The sequence below is a fragment of the Clostridium polynesiense genome (assembly GCF_000820705.1).
Classification (GTDB): domain Bacteria; phylum Bacillota; class Clostridia; order Clostridiales; family Clostridiaceae; genus Clostridium_AA; species Clostridium_AA polynesiense.
Map to the genome: position 1 here is coordinate 45,797 of NZ_CCXI01000142.1, position 21,549 is coordinate 67,345.

19 protein-coding genes and 1 pseudogene are annotated in these 21,549 nt (G+C 36.3%); 9 read left to right on the forward strand and 11 right to left on the reverse strand.

What is annotated here, in order from left to right:
• Positions 1-23: 23 nt before the first annotated feature.
• The 5 genes from TA89_RS14595 to malQ form a co-directional block, all read right to left on the reverse strand.
• Positions 24-878: a sugar ABC transporter permease gene (locus TA89_RS14595; protein ID WP_040214453.1), complete on the reverse strand. Its 855-nt coding sequence runs from the start codon at positions 876-878 to the stop codon at positions 24-26.
• On the reverse strand, positions 878-2,365 hold the full coding sequence (locus TA89_RS14600) for a carbohydrate ABC transporter permease (RefSeq protein WP_242850161.1): 1,488 nt from the start codon (positions 2,363-2,365) through the stop codon (positions 878-880). The genes TA89_RS14595 and TA89_RS14600 overlap by 1 nt, the downstream gene beginning before the upstream one ends.
• A 137-nt stretch (positions 2,366-2,502) precedes the next feature.
• Positions 2,503-3,726, reverse strand: a complete 1,224-nt coding sequence (locus tag TA89_RS14605; RefSeq protein WP_040214455.1) for an extracellular solute-binding protein — start codon at positions 3,724-3,726, stop codon at positions 2,503-2,505.
• A gap of 83 nt (positions 3,727-3,809) precedes the next feature.
• Positions 3,810-6,152 (reverse strand): glycogen/starch/alpha-glucan phosphorylase, encoded by a 2,343-nt coding sequence (locus tag TA89_RS14610; RefSeq protein ID WP_040214457.1) that lies wholly within the window; start codon positions 6,150-6,152, stop codon positions 3,810-3,812.
• 44 nt (positions 6,153-6,196) lie between these two features.
• A complete protein-coding gene (gene malQ, locus TA89_RS14615) occupies positions 6,197-7,678 on the reverse strand; it encodes a 4-alpha-glucanotransferase (RefSeq protein ID WP_040214640.1) in 1,482 nt (493 codons plus the stop codon).
• Positions 7,679-8,008: 330 nt separating this feature from the next.
• Here malQ and TA89_RS14620 point away from each other — a divergent pair, with 330 nt between their 5' ends.
• Complete coding sequence (locus TA89_RS14620) at positions 8,009-9,010, forward strand: LacI family DNA-binding transcriptional regulator (protein WP_040214458.1); 1,002 nt, start codon at positions 8,009-8,011, stop codon at positions 9,008-9,010.
• Positions 9,011-9,049: 39 nt separating this feature from the next.
• On the opposite strand, the gene TA89_RS14625 is transcribed toward TA89_RS14620, so the two are convergent.
• The 3 genes from TA89_RS14625 to TA89_RS14635 are packed head-to-tail and all read right to left on the reverse strand — an operon-like array spanning position 9,050 to position 11,856.
• Positions 9,050-9,823: an ABC transporter ATP-binding protein gene (locus tag TA89_RS14625; protein WP_040214460.1), complete on the reverse strand. Its 774-nt coding sequence runs from the start codon at positions 9,821-9,823 to the stop codon at positions 9,050-9,052.
• A 6-nt stretch (positions 9,824-9,829) separates the two neighbouring features.
• Positions 9,830-10,846, reverse strand: a complete 1,017-nt coding sequence (locus TA89_RS14630; RefSeq protein ID WP_242850162.1) for a FecCD family ABC transporter permease — start codon at positions 10,844-10,846, stop codon at positions 9,830-9,832.
• Between the two features lie 2 nt (positions 10,847-10,848).
• Complete coding sequence (locus TA89_RS14635) at positions 10,849-11,856, reverse strand: FecCD family ABC transporter permease (protein ID WP_040214463.1); 1,008 nt, start codon at positions 11,854-11,856, stop codon at positions 10,849-10,851.
• Between the two features lie 130 nt (positions 11,857-11,986).
• Here TA89_RS14635 and TA89_RS14640 point away from each other — a divergent pair, with 130 nt between their 5' ends.
• A complete protein-coding gene (locus TA89_RS14640) occupies positions 11,987-12,925 on the forward strand; it encodes an ABC transporter substrate-binding protein (protein WP_040214464.1) in 939 nt (312 codons plus the stop codon).
• Between the two features lie 71 nt (positions 12,926-12,996).
• Here TA89_RS14640 and TA89_RS14645 read toward each other — a convergent pair whose 3' ends face one another.
• Positions 12,997-13,749: an exodeoxyribonuclease III gene (locus tag TA89_RS14645; protein WP_040214466.1), complete on the reverse strand. Its 753-nt coding sequence runs from the start codon at positions 13,747-13,749 to the stop codon at positions 12,997-12,999.
• A gap of 242 nt (positions 13,750-13,991) precedes the next feature.
• Here TA89_RS14645 and TA89_RS14650 point away from each other — a divergent pair, with 242 nt between their 5' ends.
• Positions 13,992-14,570: a hypothetical protein gene (locus TA89_RS14650; RefSeq protein WP_040214468.1), complete on the forward strand. Its 579-nt coding sequence runs from the start codon at positions 13,992-13,994 to the stop codon at positions 14,568-14,570.
• 72 nt (positions 14,571-14,642) lie between these two features.
• The gene (locus TA89_RS18380; protein ID WP_156120044.1) at positions 14,643-14,807 is read left to right on the forward strand and encodes a hypothetical protein; all 165 of its coding nucleotides are present in this window, start codon (positions 14,643-14,645) and stop codon (positions 14,805-14,807) included.
• Positions 14,808-15,006: 199 nt separating this feature from the next.
• Here TA89_RS18380 and TA89_RS14655 read toward each other — a convergent pair whose 3' ends face one another.
• A complete protein-coding gene (locus TA89_RS14655) occupies positions 15,007-15,420 on the reverse strand; it encodes a DUF1259 domain-containing protein (protein ID WP_040214469.1) in 414 nt (137 codons plus the stop codon).
• A 231-nt stretch (positions 15,421-15,651) separates the two neighbouring features.
• Here TA89_RS14655 and TA89_RS14660 point away from each other — a divergent pair, with 231 nt between their 5' ends.
• The 5 genes from TA89_RS14660 (at position 15,652) to TA89_RS14675 (ending at position 18,032) form a co-directional block, all read left to right on the forward strand.
• Entirely contained in the window at positions 15,652-16,134 is a 483-nt protein-coding gene (locus TA89_RS14660; protein WP_147590143.1) for a GNAT family N-acetyltransferase, read from the forward strand.
• A 76-nt stretch (positions 16,135-16,210) separates the two neighbouring features.
• Positions 16,211-16,372: a hypothetical protein gene (locus tag TA89_RS18385; protein ID WP_156120045.1), complete on the forward strand. Its 162-nt coding sequence runs from the start codon at positions 16,211-16,213 to the stop codon at positions 16,370-16,372.
• A 94-nt stretch (positions 16,373-16,466) separates the two neighbouring features.
• Positions 16,467-16,730 carry a DUF3781 domain-containing protein gene (locus TA89_RS14665; protein WP_040214473.1) on the forward strand — a complete coding sequence of 88 codons (264 nt, stop codon included), beginning with the start codon at positions 16,467-16,469 and terminating at the stop codon, positions 16,728-16,730.
• Positions 16,731-16,808: 78 nt separating this feature from the next.
• Positions 16,809-17,531 (forward strand): hypothetical protein, encoded by a 723-nt coding sequence (locus tag TA89_RS14670; RefSeq protein WP_040214475.1) that lies wholly within the window; start codon positions 16,809-16,811, stop codon positions 17,529-17,531.
• 126 nt (positions 17,532-17,657) lie between these two features.
• Positions 17,658-18,032: a DUF4362 domain-containing protein gene (locus TA89_RS14675; protein WP_052447533.1), complete on the forward strand. Its 375-nt coding sequence runs from the start codon at positions 17,658-17,660 to the stop codon at positions 18,030-18,032.
• A gap of 281 nt (positions 18,033-18,313) precedes the next feature.
• Here TA89_RS14675 and carB read toward each other — a convergent pair.
• A pseudogene (carB, locus tag TA89_RS14680) lies at positions 18,314-21,522 on the reverse strand (carbamoyl-phosphate synthase large subunit).
• Positions 21,523-21,549: the final 27 nt, after the last annotated feature.

Here is a 21,549-nt window from a genome sequence, read left to right on the forward strand (position 1 = left end):
CTTATAGCGTCACAGCCTTTATATCATCCTTTAACAGAACCTCCGGTAACCCCCTCCACATAGTATTTCTGCATTTTAACAAACAAAAGGGTTATAGGGATGGCTACCAACACAGCCCCTGCAGTAAATTGGGTAAAGTACTTAGAGATATTTTCCCTGGATATCATCTGGAATAATCCCAAGGCAAGAGTATAGTTATTATAATTATCCCTCATGATAACGCTGACAAAGATAAAGTCTATCCAAGGAGCAATGAAGGAGGTTAACACTGTATAAACCACTATGGGCTTGGAAATAGGCAGTGTTATCTTCCAAAAAATCTGAGACTTAGTAGCTCCATCTATTGTTGCCGCTTCATCTAAAGCAAGAGGAATAGTATCAAAAAAGCCCTTTGCAATAAAGTACGAGAGGCAGGAACCTCCTGAATATACTAAAATCAATGCAATGAGGGACTGGTCGAGACCAATAAGCTTTAGTACATGATAAATAGCTATCATTGTCATAAAACCTGGAAACATCCCTAAAATCAATCCTATATTCATAAGCTTTGTTCTTGAAGGGAATCTAAGCCTGCTGAAGGCATAGCCGATCATCAGGACTAAAATAGTGCTTATAATACAGGAAAATATCGCTACAGTTATGGTATTTAAATACCACCTTGGATAATTAAAAAGACTGGTTTCTGTAAACAGCTTAATATAATTATCCAGGGTAAAGGACTGGGGAAGAACCTTTGAAGGATAAGGTCCCGTATCATCTCCTCTAAAGGATATAATTACAAGCCATATTATAGGTGCAATCCATATTATAGATAGAAGGGACAAAATTGAATATATTAATCCGTTTGACAATTTCTTTTTAAAGCTATAGCTTTTCATTATTGGAATTCCCCCTCCTTCCTGGCAGAGTTTGAAGTATTATAAACCAGCAGTGACATTACTGCCATGATGATAAAGGTTAAAATACCTATGGTGGCGGCAAGATTGTAGTTCTGCTCATTTACAGTTTGCTTGTACAGCCAGGTAATCAAAAGATCTGTCTTTCCTGCCTGGAAATAATCTGTAGTCAGAGGATTTCCTCTGCTTAAAAGATAAATAACATTAAAGTTATTGATATTTCCAACAAATTGAGTGATTAAATAAGGAGTAGTTATAAATATCATATAGGGCATAGTTATCTTTAAAAAGGTATCAACGGGAGTAGCTCCGTCAATCCTTGCACTTTCATATAACTCCTCAGGAATGTTTATGAGTATTCCTGTGGTAATTAATATAGTATAGGGAATACCAACCCACATATTTATAACAATTACAGTAATTCGTGCGAGGTTTGCATCCGTTAAAAAAGGAATGCTCTGATTGATTATCCCCACGGATTTAAGAAAGGTATTAACCGCTCCCTGATCCTGCAAAAGCTGAGACATGAGCATTAAGGTAACAAATTGAGGCACTGCAATAGATATTACAAAAAGCGTACGCCACATTTTTTTAAACTTAATACCCTTTTTATTTATCATAAGTGCAATAATCATACCTAAAATATAATTGCTGAAGGTTGCAAAGATTGCCCAAACAAAGGTCCACCCCAATATCCCGAAAAAAGTTCTGGACTTCATGGGATCATTAAACATTAAATCCATAACATTATTTAATCCGACCCAGGTGAATAAATTTCCCGGAGGCTGATGGCTTTTATCAAAATTGGTGAAGGCAATCAAAACCATAAATACTATAGGTAAAATAGTAAAGGCCGTTACCATTATGATAGGCGCTGCTAAAAGGGTCTTGTGAAACTTTTTATCCTTTAATTCATTGAACTCCTGTAAAAAGGTAAGGGGTCTTTTCCCCTGCCTTATTAAAACATACCCCTTGTAAGAGGACTTTATAGAAGAAAAGTATAAGTAGATAAATACCAGAGTTATGAAAATAGTCAAAACACTAAACAACAATATTTTCATGGAATTATCACCATGAGTGTACATATAAATCTGAAGTTCTTCATTAAAAACCTCACCGGTTACATTAGTTCCTAAGGTAGTAATATCTTTTAAGTACTTCCACCCAAAACCTGCAAAATAAGCAATAAAACCTATCTGTGAAGCTAAATAGATTATACCTTTAACAAGCTGACCATTTACCATATTTCCAAAGCCCATTATAATAAAGCTTAACCTGCTTCTGAATCCCCCAAATCTAAAGGCAGAGGTAATTTCCTTAATCTGCACAAAGATATAAGTAAAAAGCAAGCATGTTTTTTCCCAAAGTTTTTTCAAAGCAGAAAACCCCGAAAATTTTTTAACTCCATCTGATCCACCGTGCATTTCTGGTTTTATAGAATTAATCTCATACAAATTACGGTTATCCATTACCACCTCTCCTTTTTACAAAATATCAAACCCTTATTTCTTCTTCCCACATAGCTTATAATTTTAAAATAGGAGCAGATTATAAAGCCTGCCCCTATTTCAAAAGTTATTGCGCAATTTAAGATGATTATTAATTTTTATCCCTTGATTGCCTTAACCATGGCATCTAACTGCTCTTGAAGGGTCTTTGAGTAATCCTTTGCCTCCATTTGAGCGCCAAAAGCTTCTGCAGGAGCCCAATAAGTACCTAAAACATTGTTTTGTGGCTGTGAAAATGGTATTTGTGCAGCTAAAGCTGACAATGCTACATTAGCTTTAACCTCAGCACTTTCAGCAACCTTTTTGTTGGAAGGTCCTAAAGCTCTTTTTGCAAAACGCTTTGCCTGGCTTGCTTCATTTGTGATCCACTCTGCAAATGCCATAGCATCTACAGGAGCCTTTGTTCCTTTACTTACTCCCACAAGCTTGCTTCCGCTGAAGGTAAACATTTGAGTTTGTTTTCCGTTAACGGTAAAAGTAGGAAGCTTCGCAGCTGCATAATTATTACCTAATTTAGCTTTTATAGCATCAGCATTCCAGGTTCCTGATACACCGGCAGCAATGGTATCTCCCATACCTCCTGTTAATACAGCATCATCTCCAGTCAGGAAGGATGGGTGTGCTGTGAAGGCTTTTATAGCCTCAGCTACTGCTAATCCTTTTTCATTGTTAAAGTCTGCAATCTGTTTTCCATCAGCATCGATTTTAAGGGTACCGCCGCCGCCTAAGAAGAAGGAAGCTATATACCAGCCGTTAGAAACATCCATAAATACCTTTTTATTTTTGCCTTTAGCTGCTGCTAAAATGCCATCTAAGGTCTTAACCTGCTCTTCGCTTATAACGCTTTTATCATAATATAAGAAATAGCCATTATCCGCAGTCATTGGATAACCATATAATTTACCGTTAACTGTTGAAGCTTCAACGGTAGCAGGAAGGTTTGCACTTATTACCGCTTCTTTATTACGGGTAATTTCATACAGTGCACCGGCTTTTACAAGATCAACTAATTGATCGTTTGCAAAGGCAAATACGTCAGGAGCTGCATCTGGATCCTCCAATATTTTTGTTTTAGCATCATTTTCTCCTACAACACCTAGGGTGATATTGTAATTCTTTTCTTTGTTTGCTTCTTTGAAGCTTGTGATTAATTCACCTAAAAGCTGCTGATCCTCTTGGGCTCCCCACACCTTCAGATTAACAGTTTCCTTAGCTCCGCCGCCTTTTCCTGGCTCTTTTTTCTCACCATTACCACAAGCGGTAAATGCTAAAACCATAACTCCAGCTAATATAGCTGATAAAACTCTTCTTGTCTTTTTCATCATAATTCTCCTTTTCACTATAAATTTAATATCTTATATACCAAGGTACATATTAAAGCTTATTTAAAATTGACTTTTTACTTTTATTTATTACCCAGCTGCCAGATTTCTTCCGCGTACTGCTTAATAGTCCTGTCGCTGGAAAAGCTTCCTGCATTAGCTATATTCATGAGGCTTTTTTCAGCAATGAGCCTGGGATCTTTAAAATCCTGATTTGCTCTAAGCCTGGTGTCACAATAATCTATAAAATCAAGCATTAAGTAGTAATGGTCCGGCTTATGCCAGGATGCTCCTTCTGTGATAGAATCATATAGCTCTTGAAACATCTCTGTGCCTTCATCCCTTAAGGTTCCATCTATCAGCGCTTCCACTACAACCTTTAACCGAGGATTTTTTTCTATTAAAGCACTAGGATTATAGCTTGCTTCAATCTCTGCAATATCTTCAACCCTTGCGCCAAAAATATAGTTATTTTCCTCTCCTGCCTGCTGTACTATTTCTACATTTGCACCATCATAGGTTCCAATAGTCAGTGCTCCGTTCAGCATAAGCTTCATATTTCCTGTACCGGAGGCTTCTGTTCCTGCTGTAGAAATCTGCTCAGAAATATCTGCTGCAGGCACAATCTTTTCTGCATAGGAAACATTATAATTTGATATAAATACTACCTGCATAAATTTATTAACCACAGGATCCTCACGGATTAGCCTGGATATTTCGTTAATTAATTTTATGATTCCTTTGGCACGAAAATACCCCGGAGCCGCCTTTGCTCCAAATATATAAACTGTAGGTTTAAAGTCTTTAATTCTCCCCTCCTTTATTCCGTAATAAGTATCAAGAATGGAAAAAGCATTTAACAGCTGTCTTTTATATTCATGAAGCCTCTTAATCTGAACATCAAATATAAAGCTTGTATCAATTTTTATGCCTTCATTTTTTTCTATATAAGCTGCCAGCTGATTTTTCTTTAACTGCTTTACTTCCCTTAATTGATGAAGAAATTCCTCATCTCCCTTGAGTTTTTCTAAGGCTTTTAATTGAGAAAGATCTGTAATCCAGCCTTCTCCTATTTTAGTGCTTATTAAGCTGCTTAGCTCCTGGTTTGCCAGCGCCAGCCATCTTCTCTGTGTGATTCCGTTTGTCTTATTGTTAAAGCGCTGGGGGTATATCTTATACCATTCCGGAAGGGCTGTATTCTTTAGAATTTCTGTATGAATCTGCGCTACTCCGTTTATGGAATGAGTTGCATATATAGCCATCCTTGCCATAAATATTTTGTTATCCTCAATGATGGAATACTTTTTAAGCTCTTCCTGAGGAATATTAAGCTTTTTCAATTGATTTTTAAGGGATGAGTTTATTTTCCTGACATAGGGATAAACCTTTGGAAGCACTGCTTTAAATAGTTTTACATCCCATTTTTCCAAGGCTTCAGGCATTATAGTGTGATTTGTATAGGCAAAAACCTTTTCTGCTATCTTTAATGCAGTGGAAAAGGATAACTCCTCCTCTTCAACCAAAATCCTTATAAGCTCCGGAATTGCAACTACCGGGTGAGTATCATTAAGCTGTAAGGAATAATACTCCCCTATATCCTTTGGTGAACGACCTGCCCTTTTAAGCTTTCTCACTATATCCTGAAGGGAAGCGGAGGAGAAAAGGTACTGCTGCTTGAGCCTCAGCTTTTTGCCTTCATAGGTGTCATCCTTTGGGTACAGTATGCGGCTTATATCTTCTGCCCGGTTCTTTTCCTTAACAGCATCACTGTATTTCTCATCGTTAAAGGCTATAAAATCAAAGGGTACCTTTGGTTCACTCTGCCAAAGTCTTAAGGTATTTACCATATCCCCTCCGTAGCCTATGATAGGCATATCATAAGGAACTGCTTTCACTTCCTGATCTCCAAATACAATTTCTACAACATCCTCCTCCCGTCTTATAGACCAGGGATCTCCAAATCTCTGCCAGTCATCTGCCCCTTCTGTTTGAAAGCCATCTACAAGACTCTGTTTAAAAAGTCCATATCTGTATCTTATCCCGTAGCCATCAAGAGGAATGCTGCAGGTGGCAGCGGAATCAAGAAAGCAAGCGGCTAGTCTTCCAAGCCCGCCATTTCCCAGGGCTAAGTCTTCAATTTCTTCGAATTTTTCAAGGTCTATACCTTTTTCTTCTAAAATCTTTCTTACAGTATCAATTTCTCCCATATTATAGAGATTTGCATAAATAACTCTTCCAACTAAATACTCAGCGGAAAGGTATCCCGCTCGCTTTTTGCCGCTGTTGCTATACATCTTGTCTGCAACACATCCTAAGGCCACACGGGATACAGCATTGTAAAGCTCTATAGTGCTAGCTGTCTTTATGCTTTTTCCATAATTCTGAAGTAAAAAGGTTTCAATATTCTGAGAGGTTATTCTATTCATCATGCTACCTTCCTATAAGATTTATTTTCTGCTATGGATTAGAATTACTCGTTAATCCTTCCATAAATTTCTGAAGTTTTTCTTATATCAAAAGCCAGCTTATCTGTTAAATCCTTAGCTTGTACTCTCCATCGCCAATTACAGCCTATGGTGGATGGAACATTCATTCTGGCTGAATTATCCTTCAAAAGCCAATCCTGCATCTGTATGATAACGGTATCAGCAGCGCTGGCATAAGCTCCTTTAATCAGAGCCTTGGGAAGCTCTTCCTTATTGGATACTGAAAAATAATCTATTAAGAACCTTAGATTTTCTTCACTTTCCCTGTCACAAAATCCCCTTGCAGTATCATTATCATGGGTGCCTACATACACTATGGAATTCTTCCCATGCTTATAAAGTATATGATTGTTTTCCGCAGTGTTTTCTGCTGCAAAAAGCAAAACCTTCATTCCCGGATATCCGGACCTTTTAAGGAGCTTTTCTACTCTGGGATGGAGAACACCTAAATCCTCTGCTATGATCTTCACCTTTCCCTTGGCTTCATTAATGGCATTTATAAGCTTTATATCAGGTCCTATTCTCCATCTGCCCTTAACTGCGTTTTCACTTCCTGCCTTTATTGCATAATAACGGGCAATTCCGATAAAATGATCTATTCTTATCACATCATAAAGCTTTGCACAGCTTCTTATCCTCATTTTCCACCAGCGGAAGTCATCCTCCTCCATAGCCTTCCAGTCATAAATAGGATTTCCCCAAAGCTGTCCCGTTTCTGAAAAGTAATCCGGAGGAACCCCTGCAACCCAGGTTGGTCTCCTTTCCTTGTCCAGTAAAAACAACTGAGGATTTGCAAATACATCAGCACTATCTCCCGATACGTATATAGGAATGTCTCCTATAATTTCAATACCCTTTTTATTTGCATACTCCTTTAACGCCATCCACTGCTTATAGAATTCATATTGACAAAACTTCCAGAAATCGATTTCATTTTTAAGAAGACTTTTATACATTTCTATAGTCTGCGGATCTCTCATCCTTGCGACTCTATCCCAATATTGCATATCCTTTTGTCCAAAATGATTTTTTAACGCCATATAAAGCGCATAATCCTCAAGCCATGAGGAATTTTCTTCATTAAAGGCTTTAAATTCATCTGTATCCTTATTAAACCTCAAGCTTGCTTTCCTTAATACTAAAAACCGTTCCTTATAAAGCCTGCCATAGTTTACAAATTCATCATTATCCTTTGAATCAATGATTTCATCAGGCTTAAGCAATCCCTCTTCTGCTAAAAAGTCCAAATCTATAAAATATGGATTACCTGCAAAGGCCGAGAAGGATTGGTATGGACTGTCACCAAAGCCTGTAGGACCAATAGGAAGCACCTGCCAGTATTTTTGTCCTGCTTTTTTTAAAAAATCTATAAAGGAATAGGCGGCTTTTCCAAGACTTCCAACGCCATAAGGTGAAGGTAAGCTGCTTACCGGAAGTAATATACCTGCCGAACGACTACTTTCCATAATCACAACAACCGTCCTGTTCTACAAAGAAATTTTCGATAATTTTCGAATAATGTATTTTAATCATAATATTATTTACTATATCTGTCAATACATTTTTTAACACAAATGCATTATATAAACAAAAAAAATTCTTTAAAAAACTTACATTTTCAATGTAATAAACTCATTTACTCAATATTTCTATTGAAAAAACAGATACTATAGGTTATGCTGATATATATAATTCAACGGTTAAATTATTTTCGATAACTTTCGAATAATTTATTAAGAGATATTATTTAATTTTAAATCTGCTATAAAGTAAAATTAAGTTAGAAGGTGTTTTAATTGCCTACAATAAAAGATATTGCAGAAAGATTAGGAGTTGCTGTAAGCACTGTATCAAAAGGATTAAATAATGCCAGTGACATCAGTGATGATATGCGTCAGCTTGTTTTGAATACCGCTATTGAAATGGGCTATGCGTCAAAAAAACTAAAAACCAATAACGAACGTAAGCTTTGTATTCTCATTGCTAATATGGATTATGAAAATTCAAATCAGTTTGGCTATAATATAGTTTTAGGTTTTAAACAGGCCGCTGCCCGCAGACATTGGGAGGTAACGGTTATTCCTGTAGATTCAATCATGCAGTCTACGGAAGACTACGATATATTTATGCTTAAAAACGGGTATAGCGGAGCCTTTCTACTGGGATTTACCATGCAGGATAACTATATGCATCAGCTGAAAAAAACTAAGGTTCCTACGGTTCTCCTTGATAACTTTGTACCTAATTCCTCTGTAGGATATGTTGGGACTGACAGTTATGAGGCAATTGATATGGTTATTTCCCATCTTCTAGATCTTGGGCATAAAAAAATTGCATTTTTAAATGGAGACAAGAATTCCATGGTTTCAAATGATCGTTATTTTGCCTTTAAAAGAGCTATGAAAAAGCATAAGCTTAAGGTAAATCCTGCCCTTACAGCCTATGGTTACTTTGTTCCTGACTGCGCTAAGGATTATGTCCCAAAATTTCTAAAAAGCGGAGCCACTGCAATTGTATGCGCCTCTGATATGATTGCCAGCGGAGTAATTAATGAGTTAAAGCTGAGCTCTGTTTCATGTCCAAAGGAAGTAAGCGTGGTAGGCTTTGACGATATTCCTTTAGCTTCGAAGCTAAATCCCCCTTTGACAACTATCCGTCAGGACAGATTAAACTTAGGTAAAAGTGCTTTTTCTCTCCTTGATAATCTGCTTCACGGCGTAGCTATAAGCAAGATTTTATTAAGGCCCTCTCTTATACTTCGTTCTTCAACGGATGGGTGCCAGGCACGTGACAAGTGACATAAGCTGAGCTTATGTCACTTGTCACGTGCCTGGCACCTAGTTCATATATGGAATGCATATTCTACTATCCCCTAAAGGAGAAAAAATTATGCTGCTCTTTACTCCAAAGACCTCTTCTATTAAATTCTCATCCACTATCTTATCCTTGTTGCCCTTTGCAAATATTTTACCATCCTTAAAAGCTATTATATTATGAGCAAATTTCAAGGCGTGGTTTATGTCGTGGAGAACTATGATGATAGTCCTCTTTTCCTTCTCATTTAGTTCTTTAAGGAGATACAAAATCTCCAGCTGATATTTTATATCCAGATGGTTTGTAGGCTCGTCTAAAAGCAAATACTCAGTGTTTTGTGCTAATGCTAACGCAATCCAAGCCCTCTGAAGCTGCCCGCCGGATAGCTTCCCAAGCTTTTGATCCTTAATCTTTAAAAGACCCATGCTTTTTAAAGCCTCCTGAACGATTTCTTCATCCTGAGTTTTCCATGTGGATAATAAGCTGTGATAGGGGTATCTGCCCTGCTTAACCAAATCATATATGGTTAAATCCTCCGGTGCCGAGGTATTCTGTGGAAGCATTGCCATCCTTCTAGCTACCTCTTTGGTGGATATGTTAAATATATTTTCTCCCTTTAACAGAACTTCTCCCTTTTTAGGAGTTAATATTCTGGAAATAGCCTTTAAAAAGGTTGATTTTCCGCAGCCGTTTGCTCCTATGAGAGCGGTTATCTTTCCTTTTTCTATTTCTACATCAATATCCTTTAAAACTATTTTATCACTATAACCTAAGGTTAAATTTTTTGATTCCAGCATAGCTTCTTACACCTGCCCCCTTCTGTTTTTTATCAGCAGATATATAAAATATGGTGCTCCTATAGCAGCAGTAAACACTCCTATGGGTAGCTCCTGAGGATAAAACATCCATTTAGATGTCAAATCTGCCAGCAAGGTTATTATTCCTCCCACTAATATAGATATTGGGATCATATTTTCAAATTTAGAATTACAGAGCTTTCTCGATATATGAGGTCCTATTAATCCTACAAAGGATATACCTCCTCCGATGGTTACAGCCCCTGCTCCTAAAGCAGCTGATAAGCTTAAAAGCAGTATTCTGCTTCTTTTTACATTGCTTCCAAGACTCTTTATAACTTCATCCTCCAGCTGATGGACATTAAGCTCCTTTACAGCTAAGAGGGTTAATGCCCCAAAGACTAGAAACCATATAGATATGAGCACTACCTGACTCCAGTTTGCTCCATATATACTTCCTGTCATCCATATGGAGGATTCCTTTATAAATACCACAGGACCGTTAACTATAAGTATATTTGTCAGAGCTTTAAATATTGCGGAAACACCTATGCCTATAATCACTATTTTATTTCTGGAATAGCTCCTTCCTACAAATCCATAAATAAGCAGTAAAGCCAGAAAGGAAAAGAAAAATATAAAAGCAGGCATATAAAATACTGAAGTGGTCAGAGAATTATTTTTAGGATCTGTAAATATTGTTAAGAAAACCAAAGCCCCCACCGCTCCACCATCTACAATACCTAAAATATTAGGTGAAGCTAAAGGGTTTTTTATTACCCCCTGAAGTATTGCTCCTGAGAGGGATAGGGAGGCTCCTACAAAAAAAGCAATAAGGGTTCTTGGTAATCTTATTTCATTTATAACCACCGCAGCAAAGCCCTGCTCTATTCCAAATATACTTTTCAATATAGATACAGGCCCCACCATAATTTCTCCCAGAGACAGGGACAGAAGCATTATAATTAAAGTTATAATGATTAAAATCCACGAAACTCCGAAGGAGCTTTTATTTAACTTCAAAATCAATCCCCCCTCTTAGCTATATATATAAAGAACGGTCCTCCCAGAAGAGCTGTTATAGCCCCCACAGGTACTTCCTTTGGAAATATTATAAATCTCGATAAAATGTCCGAGGATATAAGAACTAAAGCTCCCGTAAGTATAGAAAAAGGAATGAGCCATCTATAATCAGTACCTACCATTTTCTTTACCACATGGGGAGTTAAAAGTCCTATAAAGGCAATAGGTCCTGCTAAAGCCACGGATACTCCTGAAAGCACAGATACAAAAATTATAATCACAACCTTTAAATACAAGGTATTAATACCTAAGGCCTTGGCCATATCCTCACCTAAGGAAAGCACATTGAGCTTCTTACCGAGAAAGACCGTAAGGATCATAATTAAAATAATGATAGGTATATAGTTCACTATAACCTCTAAGCTTTTGCCTTCTACAGAGCCTATCATCCAATACATAACCTCTTCTAAAGCAGCTTCATTTTTGTACAGCATTCCCTGTGTTAGGGAAAAGAGAAGAGCAGATAGTGCTGTTCCCGCCAAAGTTAACTCCATTGGTCTTACATCTCCGTTAAGTCCTCCTGAAAGTATATAAACAAAAAATGCAGCTCCTAAAGCTCCTAGAAAGCCTATAAATATCATAATAGTGATAGGTGCTTCCGGCAGAAATATTATGGCAATAACCAAAGTAAACACCGCGCCAGAATTAACTCCTAATATGCTGGGGGAAGCTAATGGATTCCTTGTAATTGCCTGAATAAGCAGTCCTGCAAGCCCCAACGCCCCTCCTACAAGAAAGGCTGTTATGGTTCTTGGTATTCTGGAGGTCATTATAATAATGTGTTCTTGAGAACCATTAAAGGAGGTAAGAGCCTCTATAACGGTCTTGTAGGTGGTTTTAAGAAAGCCCAGAGTTATGCTGAGATAAATAAGAAGGATAAGAAACAAGCTTAACAGTAAAAAAGCTATTATTTTATTTTTATTTTCATTTTTATTTAATACGATTTTCATATTTTCACCTTTTAAAACATTTTGATTATCAACTCCAATTGATAATCCTCCTCAATTATGTTATCATATCTTTTGCAGGAATTCCATGTTTATACAAAATAAACTTTTAGTAATATTAGGAGGGTTTACAGTGATAAAAAAATTACTTGCTGTCACATTATCATCAATTATGCTGTTTTCTTTAGCTGCATGTACTGCACCTCAGGATAATACCAAAAAAGCTGAAGACACAATTTCTATAGAACATGCTATGGGAACCACAGAAGTTCCTAAAGCACCTAAAAAAGTTGTTATATTGACCAATGAAGGTACAGAAGCGCTGCTTGCCTTAGGTGTTAAGCCTGCTGGTGCGGCAAATTCCTGGACAGAAGAATGGTATCCTCATATAAAAAAGGATATGGAGGGTGTTAAAGGATTAGGCAAGGAGGACTCTATTAATTTAGAGGCTGTAGCTGCTTTAAAGCCGGATTTAATCATCGGAAATAAGATGAGACATGAAAAGATTTATTCTAAGCTGCAGTCTATTGCTCCTACAGTGTTTTCAAACACATTACGAGGTGAATGGAAGGAAAACTTTAAATTCTATGCTAAGGTTTTAGGCAAAGAAGCTGAAGGAGAAAAGTTAATAAGTGATTTTGACAATAGAATTAAAGAAATCAGAGAATCTTCTAAAGATAAGCTAGATACAAAGGTTTCTCTTGTAAGGTTCATGTCCGGAAAGACCAGAATTTATTTAGGCGACACCTTCTCCGGTATAATACTCAGAGAACTCGGCTTTGCAAGACCGGAAGCACAACAGGCTACAGATAAATTTGTAAATGAAATCGGAAAAGAAAGGCTTAATGAAGCAGATGGAGACGTTATGTTTTACTTCACCTATGAAACCGGTGACGGAAAGGGCTTAGCCAGAGAAAAGGAATGGCTTGAAGATCCTATGTTTAAATCCTTAAATGCCGTTAAAAACAACAAAGCATTTAAGGTGAATGACGTGATTTGGAATACTTCAGGAGGCATAAAGGCTGCAAACCTCATGCTGGATGACTTAGAAAAGTTCATAGATAAAATGTAAAGATGGTGCCAGGCACGTGACAAGTGACAAAAGCTGAGCTTTTGTCACTTGTCACGTGCCTGGCACCATTTTTATTTAATAACTAATTCCACAGGACAGTGGTCTGAACCTAAAATCTCTGTATGTATATCAGCACTTACTAATCTATCCTTCAATCTTTCTGAAGCACAGAAATAGTCTATACGCCATCCTGCATTATTAGCTCTGGCATTAAATCTGTAGGTCCACCAGGAATATACCCCTTCCTTATCAGGATAGAAGTAACGGTAGGTATCGATAAATCCTGAGTCTAAGAAGGTAGTGAACTTTTCTCTTTCTTCATCGGTAAAGCCAGCATTTCTTCTGTTGTTATTTGGATTTTTAAGGTCTATTTCCTTATGAGCTACATTCAAATCTCCGCAAATAATCACAGGCTTGATTTCATCCTTAGCCTTTAAGAAAGCTCTGAAATCATCCTCCCACTGCATCCTGTATTCAAGTCTGGCAAGCTTTTCCTTAGAGTTTGGTGTATAAACGGTAACCAGGAAGAAATCCTCAAACTCAAGGGTAATAACCCTGCCCTCTTTATCATGCTCTTCAACATTAATTCCGTATTCAATGCTAATAGGCTTTTTCTTTGTAAAAACTGCCGTACCTGAATATCCTTTTCTTTCAGCATAATTCCAGTACTGATAATAGCCCTCTAATTCAAGGATTATCTGTCCTTCCTGCAGCTTACTTTCCTGTATGCAGAAAATATCAGCATCCACTTCTTTGAAAAAATCTAAAAAGCCCTTCTGCACACAGGCTCTGATTCCATTAACATTCCAGGATATGAGCTTCATAATCCACACTCCTTTGTATATATTAATATCCGGTTATATATCTATTATAATAGTTATATAAGAACTTTTCTATTCATTATTAAAAGAAAATCATTATTAGATGGTAAAATAATCTTCTTGAAAGATTGAATTATAATAGCTTTGAATATTATATGTAAAATATTGTATATATGTTATAATTTAACTTAATGTGTAAGATAATCAAGGCCTTTAGTATAGAAATTTATAAAGGAGATTAATAAATGAATAATGATAGAAACTGGACGGTTTTATTTATTGGCGGAGCTTCGGGAATAGGCAAATCAAGTATAGCTTATGAAATTGGTCGATTCTATGGTGTGAATGTCCTGGAAGTAGATGATGTTCACCTATCTATAGAAACAGTTACCACAAAGGAAAGTTTTCCTGCAATACATTATTGGAATACCGGTGTAAATTGGAAAGACATCGGAGCTGATGGCAATGTAAACTGGTTGATTGATGTAAGCAAAGAAATGATTCCAGTATTGAAAGAGCTTGTACATAGACATCTTGAAGACAACTTACCTATTATTATTGAGGGCGATTTTATCTATCCGGAATTTACAACATCTTTCAACAATCCAGAGGTAAAATCAATTTTTGTGAATGAATCAGACATGGATCAAATACTGCAGAACCATTTATCAAGAGAAGGCGGCGCTTTACAACATTACAGAGCTGAAATAAGTATTACATATGGGAAGTGGATAGCAGATACTTGTAATCAGAATGGTATTAGATTGATTGAATCAAGACCCTGGAATACTGTTTTAACGAGAGCAATAAAAAGTTTATTGTGATGTAAAAGCTTAAATATCAATTACTTAAGCCAAATTAATATAAGCAATTATTATCAAGTGGAGGAATTATAAATGGATAAAAAACACCTTCGACTTTTAAATCATATTATCTTCATTTCAGTAGTTATACTTGCCATTTCATCTGCAATTATGGAAGGCAACAATTTATTTATAAGAATTTCTATTCTACTTATTACTATATTAGCAGTTATCAATATAGTCTTTAAAAACAAATAACTACTTACAACAGGAAATTTCGTTAACTAAGTTTATTATGGATTATTTCTAAGTAATGATTAGTTAATACACCCATGGGAATACTCATTCTGTTAAGGTTATGGAAACGTGCAGTTATAAATACATTACAGAAGAACTTGGAGCAGAGGATTACCAATATGTAAAAGGCTTAAGTATCACTACTTAAGCCAAAGTAATCTTAACAATTAGTTTCAAGAAGTTTAAATGCCCTGGCAACTTTCTTAGCAAAGGAAATCGGGTCATCAATGGAGAGAAAATGGATATACATTAATCTTGGCCTATCGAATAACCAATGGTTATGAAGGGCAGTAACCTTAATACCTTCTTCTCTAAGCACGCTAATGAATGGATTGATTTCACGTTCAAGAATTACAGTTTCACCTAGATTCAATGCTCTACCAAATTCATCTATATCCTCAAAAGAAAATAATGCATTGAGAGCAAGCGGACTTGATGTTGGCCTTTCTAATATTTCTGCAGGAATTCTTCTCTTTCTTGTTACTACACAGAGATTTTCACTAGATTGCAGAATTTCACTTCCAAGAATTGAAGCAAACCGCTGGCAAAGACTACATTGATTTTTATCGCTCATATTCACACCTCCCTCCACTTTCAATATATGAAAAATGTCGAAAATAGTTCTTGATAATTGTGTATATGTACATCATTAAAGGATTATATAAAATATAGAGTACATAGTAATTAACTACTCCACCGGTAATTTTAAAGAAAATTTACCACCACTTGAAATCGCATTGAACAAAATCTTTATGAATTAGGGGGAACTATGAAATACTCTATCAAAAATAGTATTTGAAAAAATGTGTTAGAGGCTTATGATACTAATGACAATTTAGTTGGCGAAGCTGTCATTTCACCATTTATGTCCTCTGAAATATTTGATCATACCAGGTTAAACATATATATAGAAATCTCAGTAAAAGATATAGAAAACAAGCTTGGTGTTAAAGATCAATTATTCAATGAATTAATTAATCGCGGGAAAAGCATTGCAGAAAAATCAGGAAGATTAGTAGGAATTATTGAAACAAACTCCGGTACAAATGATATTTTAACAAAGAACACTAGATGCAGAAACATAGGTGATGTTTATGTTGATGAGGAATATCGAGGACTCAATATAGCGCATAATCTGTTGCTGTATGCAAACGAAACGGAAAAAAATAATGGTACAGAGTTTTTGTGGGTGGAACACGGAACGGCAAACCCTAATGCAAGGGGATTCTGGAGCAAATATTTTGAGCCCTATGTATATACAATGCTTCGTGACATTGAGGTGCTGTAACCCCTTCATAAGATTCCAATTTATCAGCAAGTATATAACCATACAGTATATTACAATGATTTATGAGGACAAAATTATGATTAAATTTAGAAAAATTACTCAGGAAGAATTTGAAAAAGATGCAAAAGCACATGGGTATACCAAAATTAGTTTAAATGTATTTAATTTTAATGAAAAGCACATTCTTTATATGTACTCAGTGGATACAAGCCTTCTAAAGTATTTGATGGACATATGATTATGGAAAAAGATATTAATATATAAAAGACATAGTATAATATTTAATGTAATAGATATCTATGAATTTGAAAGGTTATTATAAGGAAAGAATAATGAATGATATTAATACAAACCAACTGATATTAAACTTAGAAAAGTTGCATACAACTGACTTAGGAATTGGACGAATTAAAAAAAATCTTTCTTTGGATGTAGAGGATGTTGTGAATTGGTGCAGAGAAAAAATACAGAATCCTAATGCTTCCTTAATGAGAAAGGGCAAAAACTGGTATGTAAATATAGACAATTGTGAAATAACTATAAATGCTTATAGCTATACAATTATCACAGCCCATAAGATAAAAAATAGATTTTAGCTTTGAAACAGAGAGATAAGTTTATAAAGACTATAATCTCCTACACCAATAATTGATTATAAAATCGGAGGAATAGAAATGGCAGTTGATAGATATAAGGATGGCAGTATCTCAATTAAAAGCAATAATGGTTTAACTGTTATAAGTAAAATAATAGGTGAATCAAATGATAAACAGGAAGAAAGGTTCCGATTATGGGTGGAAGACTGTGCAAAATTAGTAACTGCGTGCCCTCACACAATTAAGGAAACAGAACAATATTTTTTAGATAACTGTGATGCTGTGCTTATTGAAGCAAAGGATAGACGCATGAAGAGTTTTCAATCCAATGTTATTATGAACTACTGCAAAGATAAATTAGAGCATCAGGCACCAGAGTTTTCCTTTGACATGTCCGATGAGGAAATGGAGAAATGGCGCAAAGAAGAGAATTCTATGCGTCAGGAGGCTATGAATTCTTCTCCTGAACAGTTTGGACTTAATATTCGTGGGTACTGTTTGCCCCATACAGAGCGTAATTTAATTTTTTATGAGGAAGCTTATCAGGAAGCACAAAAATCAATGAAACATTCTAATAATAAACTAAAGCAAATTGAAATGCAGGATATTTGTTTTTTCTTTGAGGAGACCACGGGACACTGTCAGTCCAGTGGCGGCGGCCGCAGCCTAATGAATCAATTGATTGCTTTTATGGGTGTAGGAGAAGAAGATATCAAAAAACGAAGTGCCCGTTTCTTAGGATATATCAGTGCTCTGAGCGAGATGGGTGATTTACCCCGTTTAGATACTTTAGATACATAGAATTAGGGAAACAAAAAGATTTTATCAATCTTATTATACTCAGGTACAAATTATATTTACAAAACATCACAGATAGAAAACCATGGAATAAAATGTAATGATCAATATTTTTGAAGAAGGAAAATGATGTTATTTAATAGAGTAGAACCCACCTTTGATAATGAACCAATCGATGCTGTTATAGATTCAATAAAAGAAATCGATAATAAACTACCTGTTTGGAGATTTTTTGAGAATGTATTTCTTAATAAGCCTGATAGCATTAAAATTGTAATTTATAATATCGAAGGAGAACCAGCAATAAAAAAATTAAATCTTGATGGCGAAATAATAAAATACACCTATATTTCAGATGGAAGCATTAAAGAATATATGGGAAATGGCTTTAAAAAAACAAGATACGGCTCTGATATAAATTATGATTTATATCAAAACGATAAGTTTATCGTAAATATGATAGCTTATACGAATTATGATAAACTGATAAATACTCATAATTAGAGAACTTCTACAAGTATATGTAAATAATATACAAGGCATTATGGAATATAAAAACTCTTACCGGAGTTACTACAATTATAATTTTAAAGAAATTCCTCCGGAATTTCCTCCTTCATTTTAAATTCCCAATTTTTAATTATCTTTTCTGACCTGTTCTCCCTGCTTTCCACTCTCTCACTTCTCACCTCTGACATCTGACCTCTCAAATCTGACTTCTTAAATAAAGATGCCCCAAGGTCAATCCCATCCCCGGAGCATCAATTTATAATTATTATTTATTTTTACAGTGGATAAATTTCTAATCCTTCTGTACTTTCCTTATCCTTATATACCTTAGCAGTTTCTACTAAAGCCCTCAAGGTATCCATAGTGGTTATTACCTCTATGTTCTTTTCTATGGCGGTTCTTCTTATGACAAAGCCGTCTCTGTGAGAATTATTTCCCTTGGTAGGAGTGTTTACTACAAGGTCAACCTCCATATTTTTTATGGTATCTAAAATATTTGGTTCACCATCTTTAATTTTATTTACTTCTCTTACTTCAATACCTGCTGACCTTAAGCTTTCTGCAGTTCCTTTTGTGCTCACAAAGCTGTAGCCCAGCTCTTTAAGCTCCTTAGCTATACTTATAAATTCATCCTTTTGATGGTCATCTATAGTAGCTAATATGAGAGAGGTTTTCTTTTTAAGCTCCATGCCTGCTGCAAGGAAGCCTTTATATAACGCCTCATTTAAAGTTCTTCCAACTCCTAATACCTCTCCTGTGGATTTCATTTCCGGTCCTAAGGAAACCTCTACCCTTGGAAGCTTTTGAGTGGAAAACACAGGAACCTTCACTGAAACTATATCAGGCTCTTTGTATATGTTTGTTCCATATCCGATATCCTTAAGCTTTTCGCCCATCATAACCCTTGTGGCAAGCTCCACTATAGGCACTCCGCTGACCTTGCTTATATAAGGTACCGTTCTGCTGGCTCTAGGGTTAACCTCTATAACATAAAGCTTACCTTTAAATTCTATGAACTGAATGTTTATCATACCCTTTATGCCTATTTCTATAGCAAGCTTCTTAGTATAATCAAGGACCTCTTCTCTGATTTTTTCAGAAACGTTCTGTGCAGGATACATGGTTATGCTGTCTCCGGAGTGAACTCCTGCCCTTTCTAAGTGTTCCATAACACCGGGGATAAGTATTTCCTCTCCGTCGCAGATAGCGTCCACTTCTATTTCTCTTCCCATAAGATATTTATCTATGAGCACAGGATTTTTCTTGTCCTTTTCAAAGGCATTTTTAAGATAATATTTAAGCTCTTTTTCGTTATAGGTAATTTCCATTCCCTGTCCGCCAAGTACGTAGGAAGGTCTTATAAGCACAGGGTATCCCAGGCTTTCCCCCTCTTTTAATCCGCTTTCAATGTTCCATACTGCAGTACCCTTAGGTCTTTCTATATTAAGCTTTTCAAGAAGAGCTTCAAACTTTTCTCTGTCTTCTGCTGCATCTATCTGATCGGAATCGGTACCCAGTATTTTTATATTCTTTTCCTTTAAGAACTTAGCAAGCTTTATAGCCGTTTGCCCTCCAAATTGAAGTATTACTCCATGAGGCTTTTCCTTATCTATGATATTTAAAACCTCCTCCTCAGTGAGGGGCTCAAAATACAGCTTATCTGATATATCAAAATCCGTACTTACAGTTTCAGGATTGTTGTTTATTATTATGGTTTCAATGCCCATCTTTTTAAGGGCTTTAACGGCGTGTACTGAAGCATAGTCAAATTCTATTCCCTGCCCTATTCTTATAGGACCGGAGCCTATTACAACCACCTTTTCCTTATTGCTTACCTCTACCTCGTCAAAGGTGTTATAGGTGGAGTAGAAGTATGGAGTTAAAGCTTCAAACTCTCCTGCACAGGTATCTACCATGTTGTATACAGGATGAATGTCCCACTTTCTTCTAAGCTTATATACTTCGTCAGGACTTACCTTTAAGAAATCTCCTATCCCTTTATCAGAGAAGCCCATGCTCTTAAGCTTATAAAGCATATCTCTGGAAACCTCATCTATGGTAAGGCTTTTAAGCTCCTCTTCTCTGTCCACTATATTTTTTATCTTTCTTACAAAGAAGCTGTCTATTCCTGTGATTTGAGATATCATCTCTTCCCTGTAGTTTCTTCTTATCATTTCAGCCAGGGCAAATATCCTTTCATCGTCCGGTGACATAACTCTTTTCTTTAAGTCTTCTAAGGACAGCTTTGTCATTCCTTTATGCTCTAAGGTGTATTTTCCAAGCTCTAAGGAACGGATAGCCTTCAAAAAGGCTGCTTCAAAATTGCTTCCTATAGCCATGACTTCTCCCGTAGCCATCATCTTAGTGCCTAAAAATCTATCTGCATTGTTGAATTTATCAAAAGGCCATTTTGGTATTTTAACCACCACATAATCTAAAGAGGCTCAAAGCAGGCATAGGTTTTTTTAGTTACTGCATTTTTTATTTCATCTAAGGTGTAGCCTAAAGCTATCTTTGCTGCTACCTTTGCTATTGGGTAGCCTGTGGCTTTTGAAGCTAAGGCTGATGATCTGCTCACCCTTGGGTTTATCTCTATAACTCCATAGTCATAGCTATGAGGATTTAAAGCAAACTGTACGTTACAGCCTCCTTCAATGCCTATGGCATTTATTATGTCTATAGAGGCTGTTCTAAGCATCTGATATTCTCTGTCGCTTAAGGTTTGGCTTGGTGCTACTACTATGCTGTCTCCGGTATGTATCCCTACGGGATCCACATTTTCCATGTTGCATATGGTGATGCAGTTTCCTGCAGAGTCCCTCATTACCTCGTACTCAATTTCCTTCCAGCCCTTAACGCTTTTTTCAATAAGCACCTGTCCAATGGCACTTAATTGAAGTCCCTGCTGAAGTATCTTTATAAGCTCCTCTTCATTTTCAGCTATTCCGCCTCCTGTACCTCCTAAGGTATAGGCAGGTCTCACTATAACTGGGTAACCAATCTTTCTGCTGAAGGCTTTTCCCTCTTCTAAAGTGGTTATTATTTCACTTTCAATGGAGGGCTGACCTATTTTATTCATTTCTTCTCTGAAAAGCTCTCTGTCTTCCCCTTTTTTAATGGCTTCAATGGAAGTTCCTATGACCTTTACATCATATTTATCCAGTATATTTTTTTCGTAAAGCTCCACTGCAAGATTAAGTCCTGTCTGTCCTCCCACTCCTGCAAGAAGGCTGTCCGGTCTTTCCTTTTCTATGACCTTTTCAACAAATTCACAGGTGAGAGGCTCTATGTATATTTTATGAGCAACCTCTTTATCTGTCATTATGGTGGCAGGGTTACTGTTTATTAACACAACCTCTACCCCTTCTTCCTTAAGGGCTTCGCAGGCTTGAGTTCCAGAATAATCAAACTCAGCAGCCTGTCCTATTACTATAGGGCCTGACCCTATTACCAGCACTTTCTTTATATCTCTATTTAATGGCATTATACTACCTCCAAATTATTCGAATTA

What these genes read in the sequence shown, in the direction of transcription:
- TA89_RS14670 (WP_040214475.1), top strand. Translation starts at nt 16,809, where the DNA reads ATGGCAGTTGATAGATATAAGGATGGCAGTATCTCAATTAAAAGCAAT.
- TA89_RS14600 (WP_242850161.1), bottom strand. Translation starts at nt 2,365, where the DNA reads ATGGATAACCGTAATTTGTATGAGATTAATTCTATAAAACCAGAAATG.
- TA89_RS18385 (WP_156120045.1), top strand. Translation starts at nt 16,211, where the DNA reads ATGATTAAATTTAGAAAAATTACTCAGGAAGAATTTGAAAAAGATGCA.
- TA89_RS14675 (WP_052447533.1), top strand. Translation starts at nt 17,658, where the DNA reads ATGTTATTTAATAGAGTAGAACCCACCTTTGATAATGAACCAATCGAT.
- TA89_RS14605 (WP_040214455.1), bottom strand. Translation starts at nt 3,726, where the DNA reads ATGAAAAAGACAAGAAGAGTTTTATCAGCTATATTAGCTGGAGTTATG.
- TA89_RS14650 (WP_040214468.1), top strand. Translation starts at nt 13,992, where the DNA reads ATGAATAATGATAGAAACTGGACGGTTTTATTTATTGGCGGAGCTTCG.
- TA89_RS14635 (WP_040214463.1), bottom strand. Translation starts at nt 11,856, where the DNA reads ATGAAAATCGTATTAAATAAAAATGAAAATAAAAATAAAATAATAGCT.
- TA89_RS14655 (WP_040214469.1), bottom strand. Translation starts at nt 15,420, where the DNA reads ATGAGCGATAAAAATCAATGTAGTCTTTGCCAGCGGTTTGCTTCAATT.
- TA89_RS14610 (WP_040214457.1), bottom strand. Translation starts at nt 6,152, where the DNA reads ATGAATAGAATAACCTCTCAGAATATTGAAACCTTTTTACTTCAGAAT.
- TA89_RS14645 (WP_040214466.1), bottom strand. Translation starts at nt 13,749, where the DNA reads ATGAAGCTCATATCCTGGAATGTTAATGGAATCAGAGCCTGTGTGCAG.
- TA89_RS14595 (WP_040214453.1), bottom strand. Translation starts at nt 878, where the DNA reads ATGAAAAGCTATAGCTTTAAAAAGAAATTGTCAAACGGATTAATATAT.
- malQ (WP_040214640.1), bottom strand. Translation starts at nt 7,678, where the DNA reads ATGGAAAGTAGTCGTTCGGCAGGTATATTACTTCCGGTAAGCAGCTTA.
- TA89_RS18380 (WP_156120044.1), top strand. Translation starts at nt 14,643, where the DNA reads ATGGATAAAAAACACCTTCGACTTTTAAATCATATTATCTTCATTTCA.
- TA89_RS14665 (WP_040214473.1), top strand. Translation starts at nt 16,467, where the DNA reads ATGAATGATATTAATACAAACCAACTGATATTAAACTTAGAAAAGTTG.
- TA89_RS14625 (WP_040214460.1), bottom strand. Translation starts at nt 9,823, where the DNA reads ATGCTGGAATCAAAAAATTTAACCTTAGGTTATAGTGATAAAATAGTT.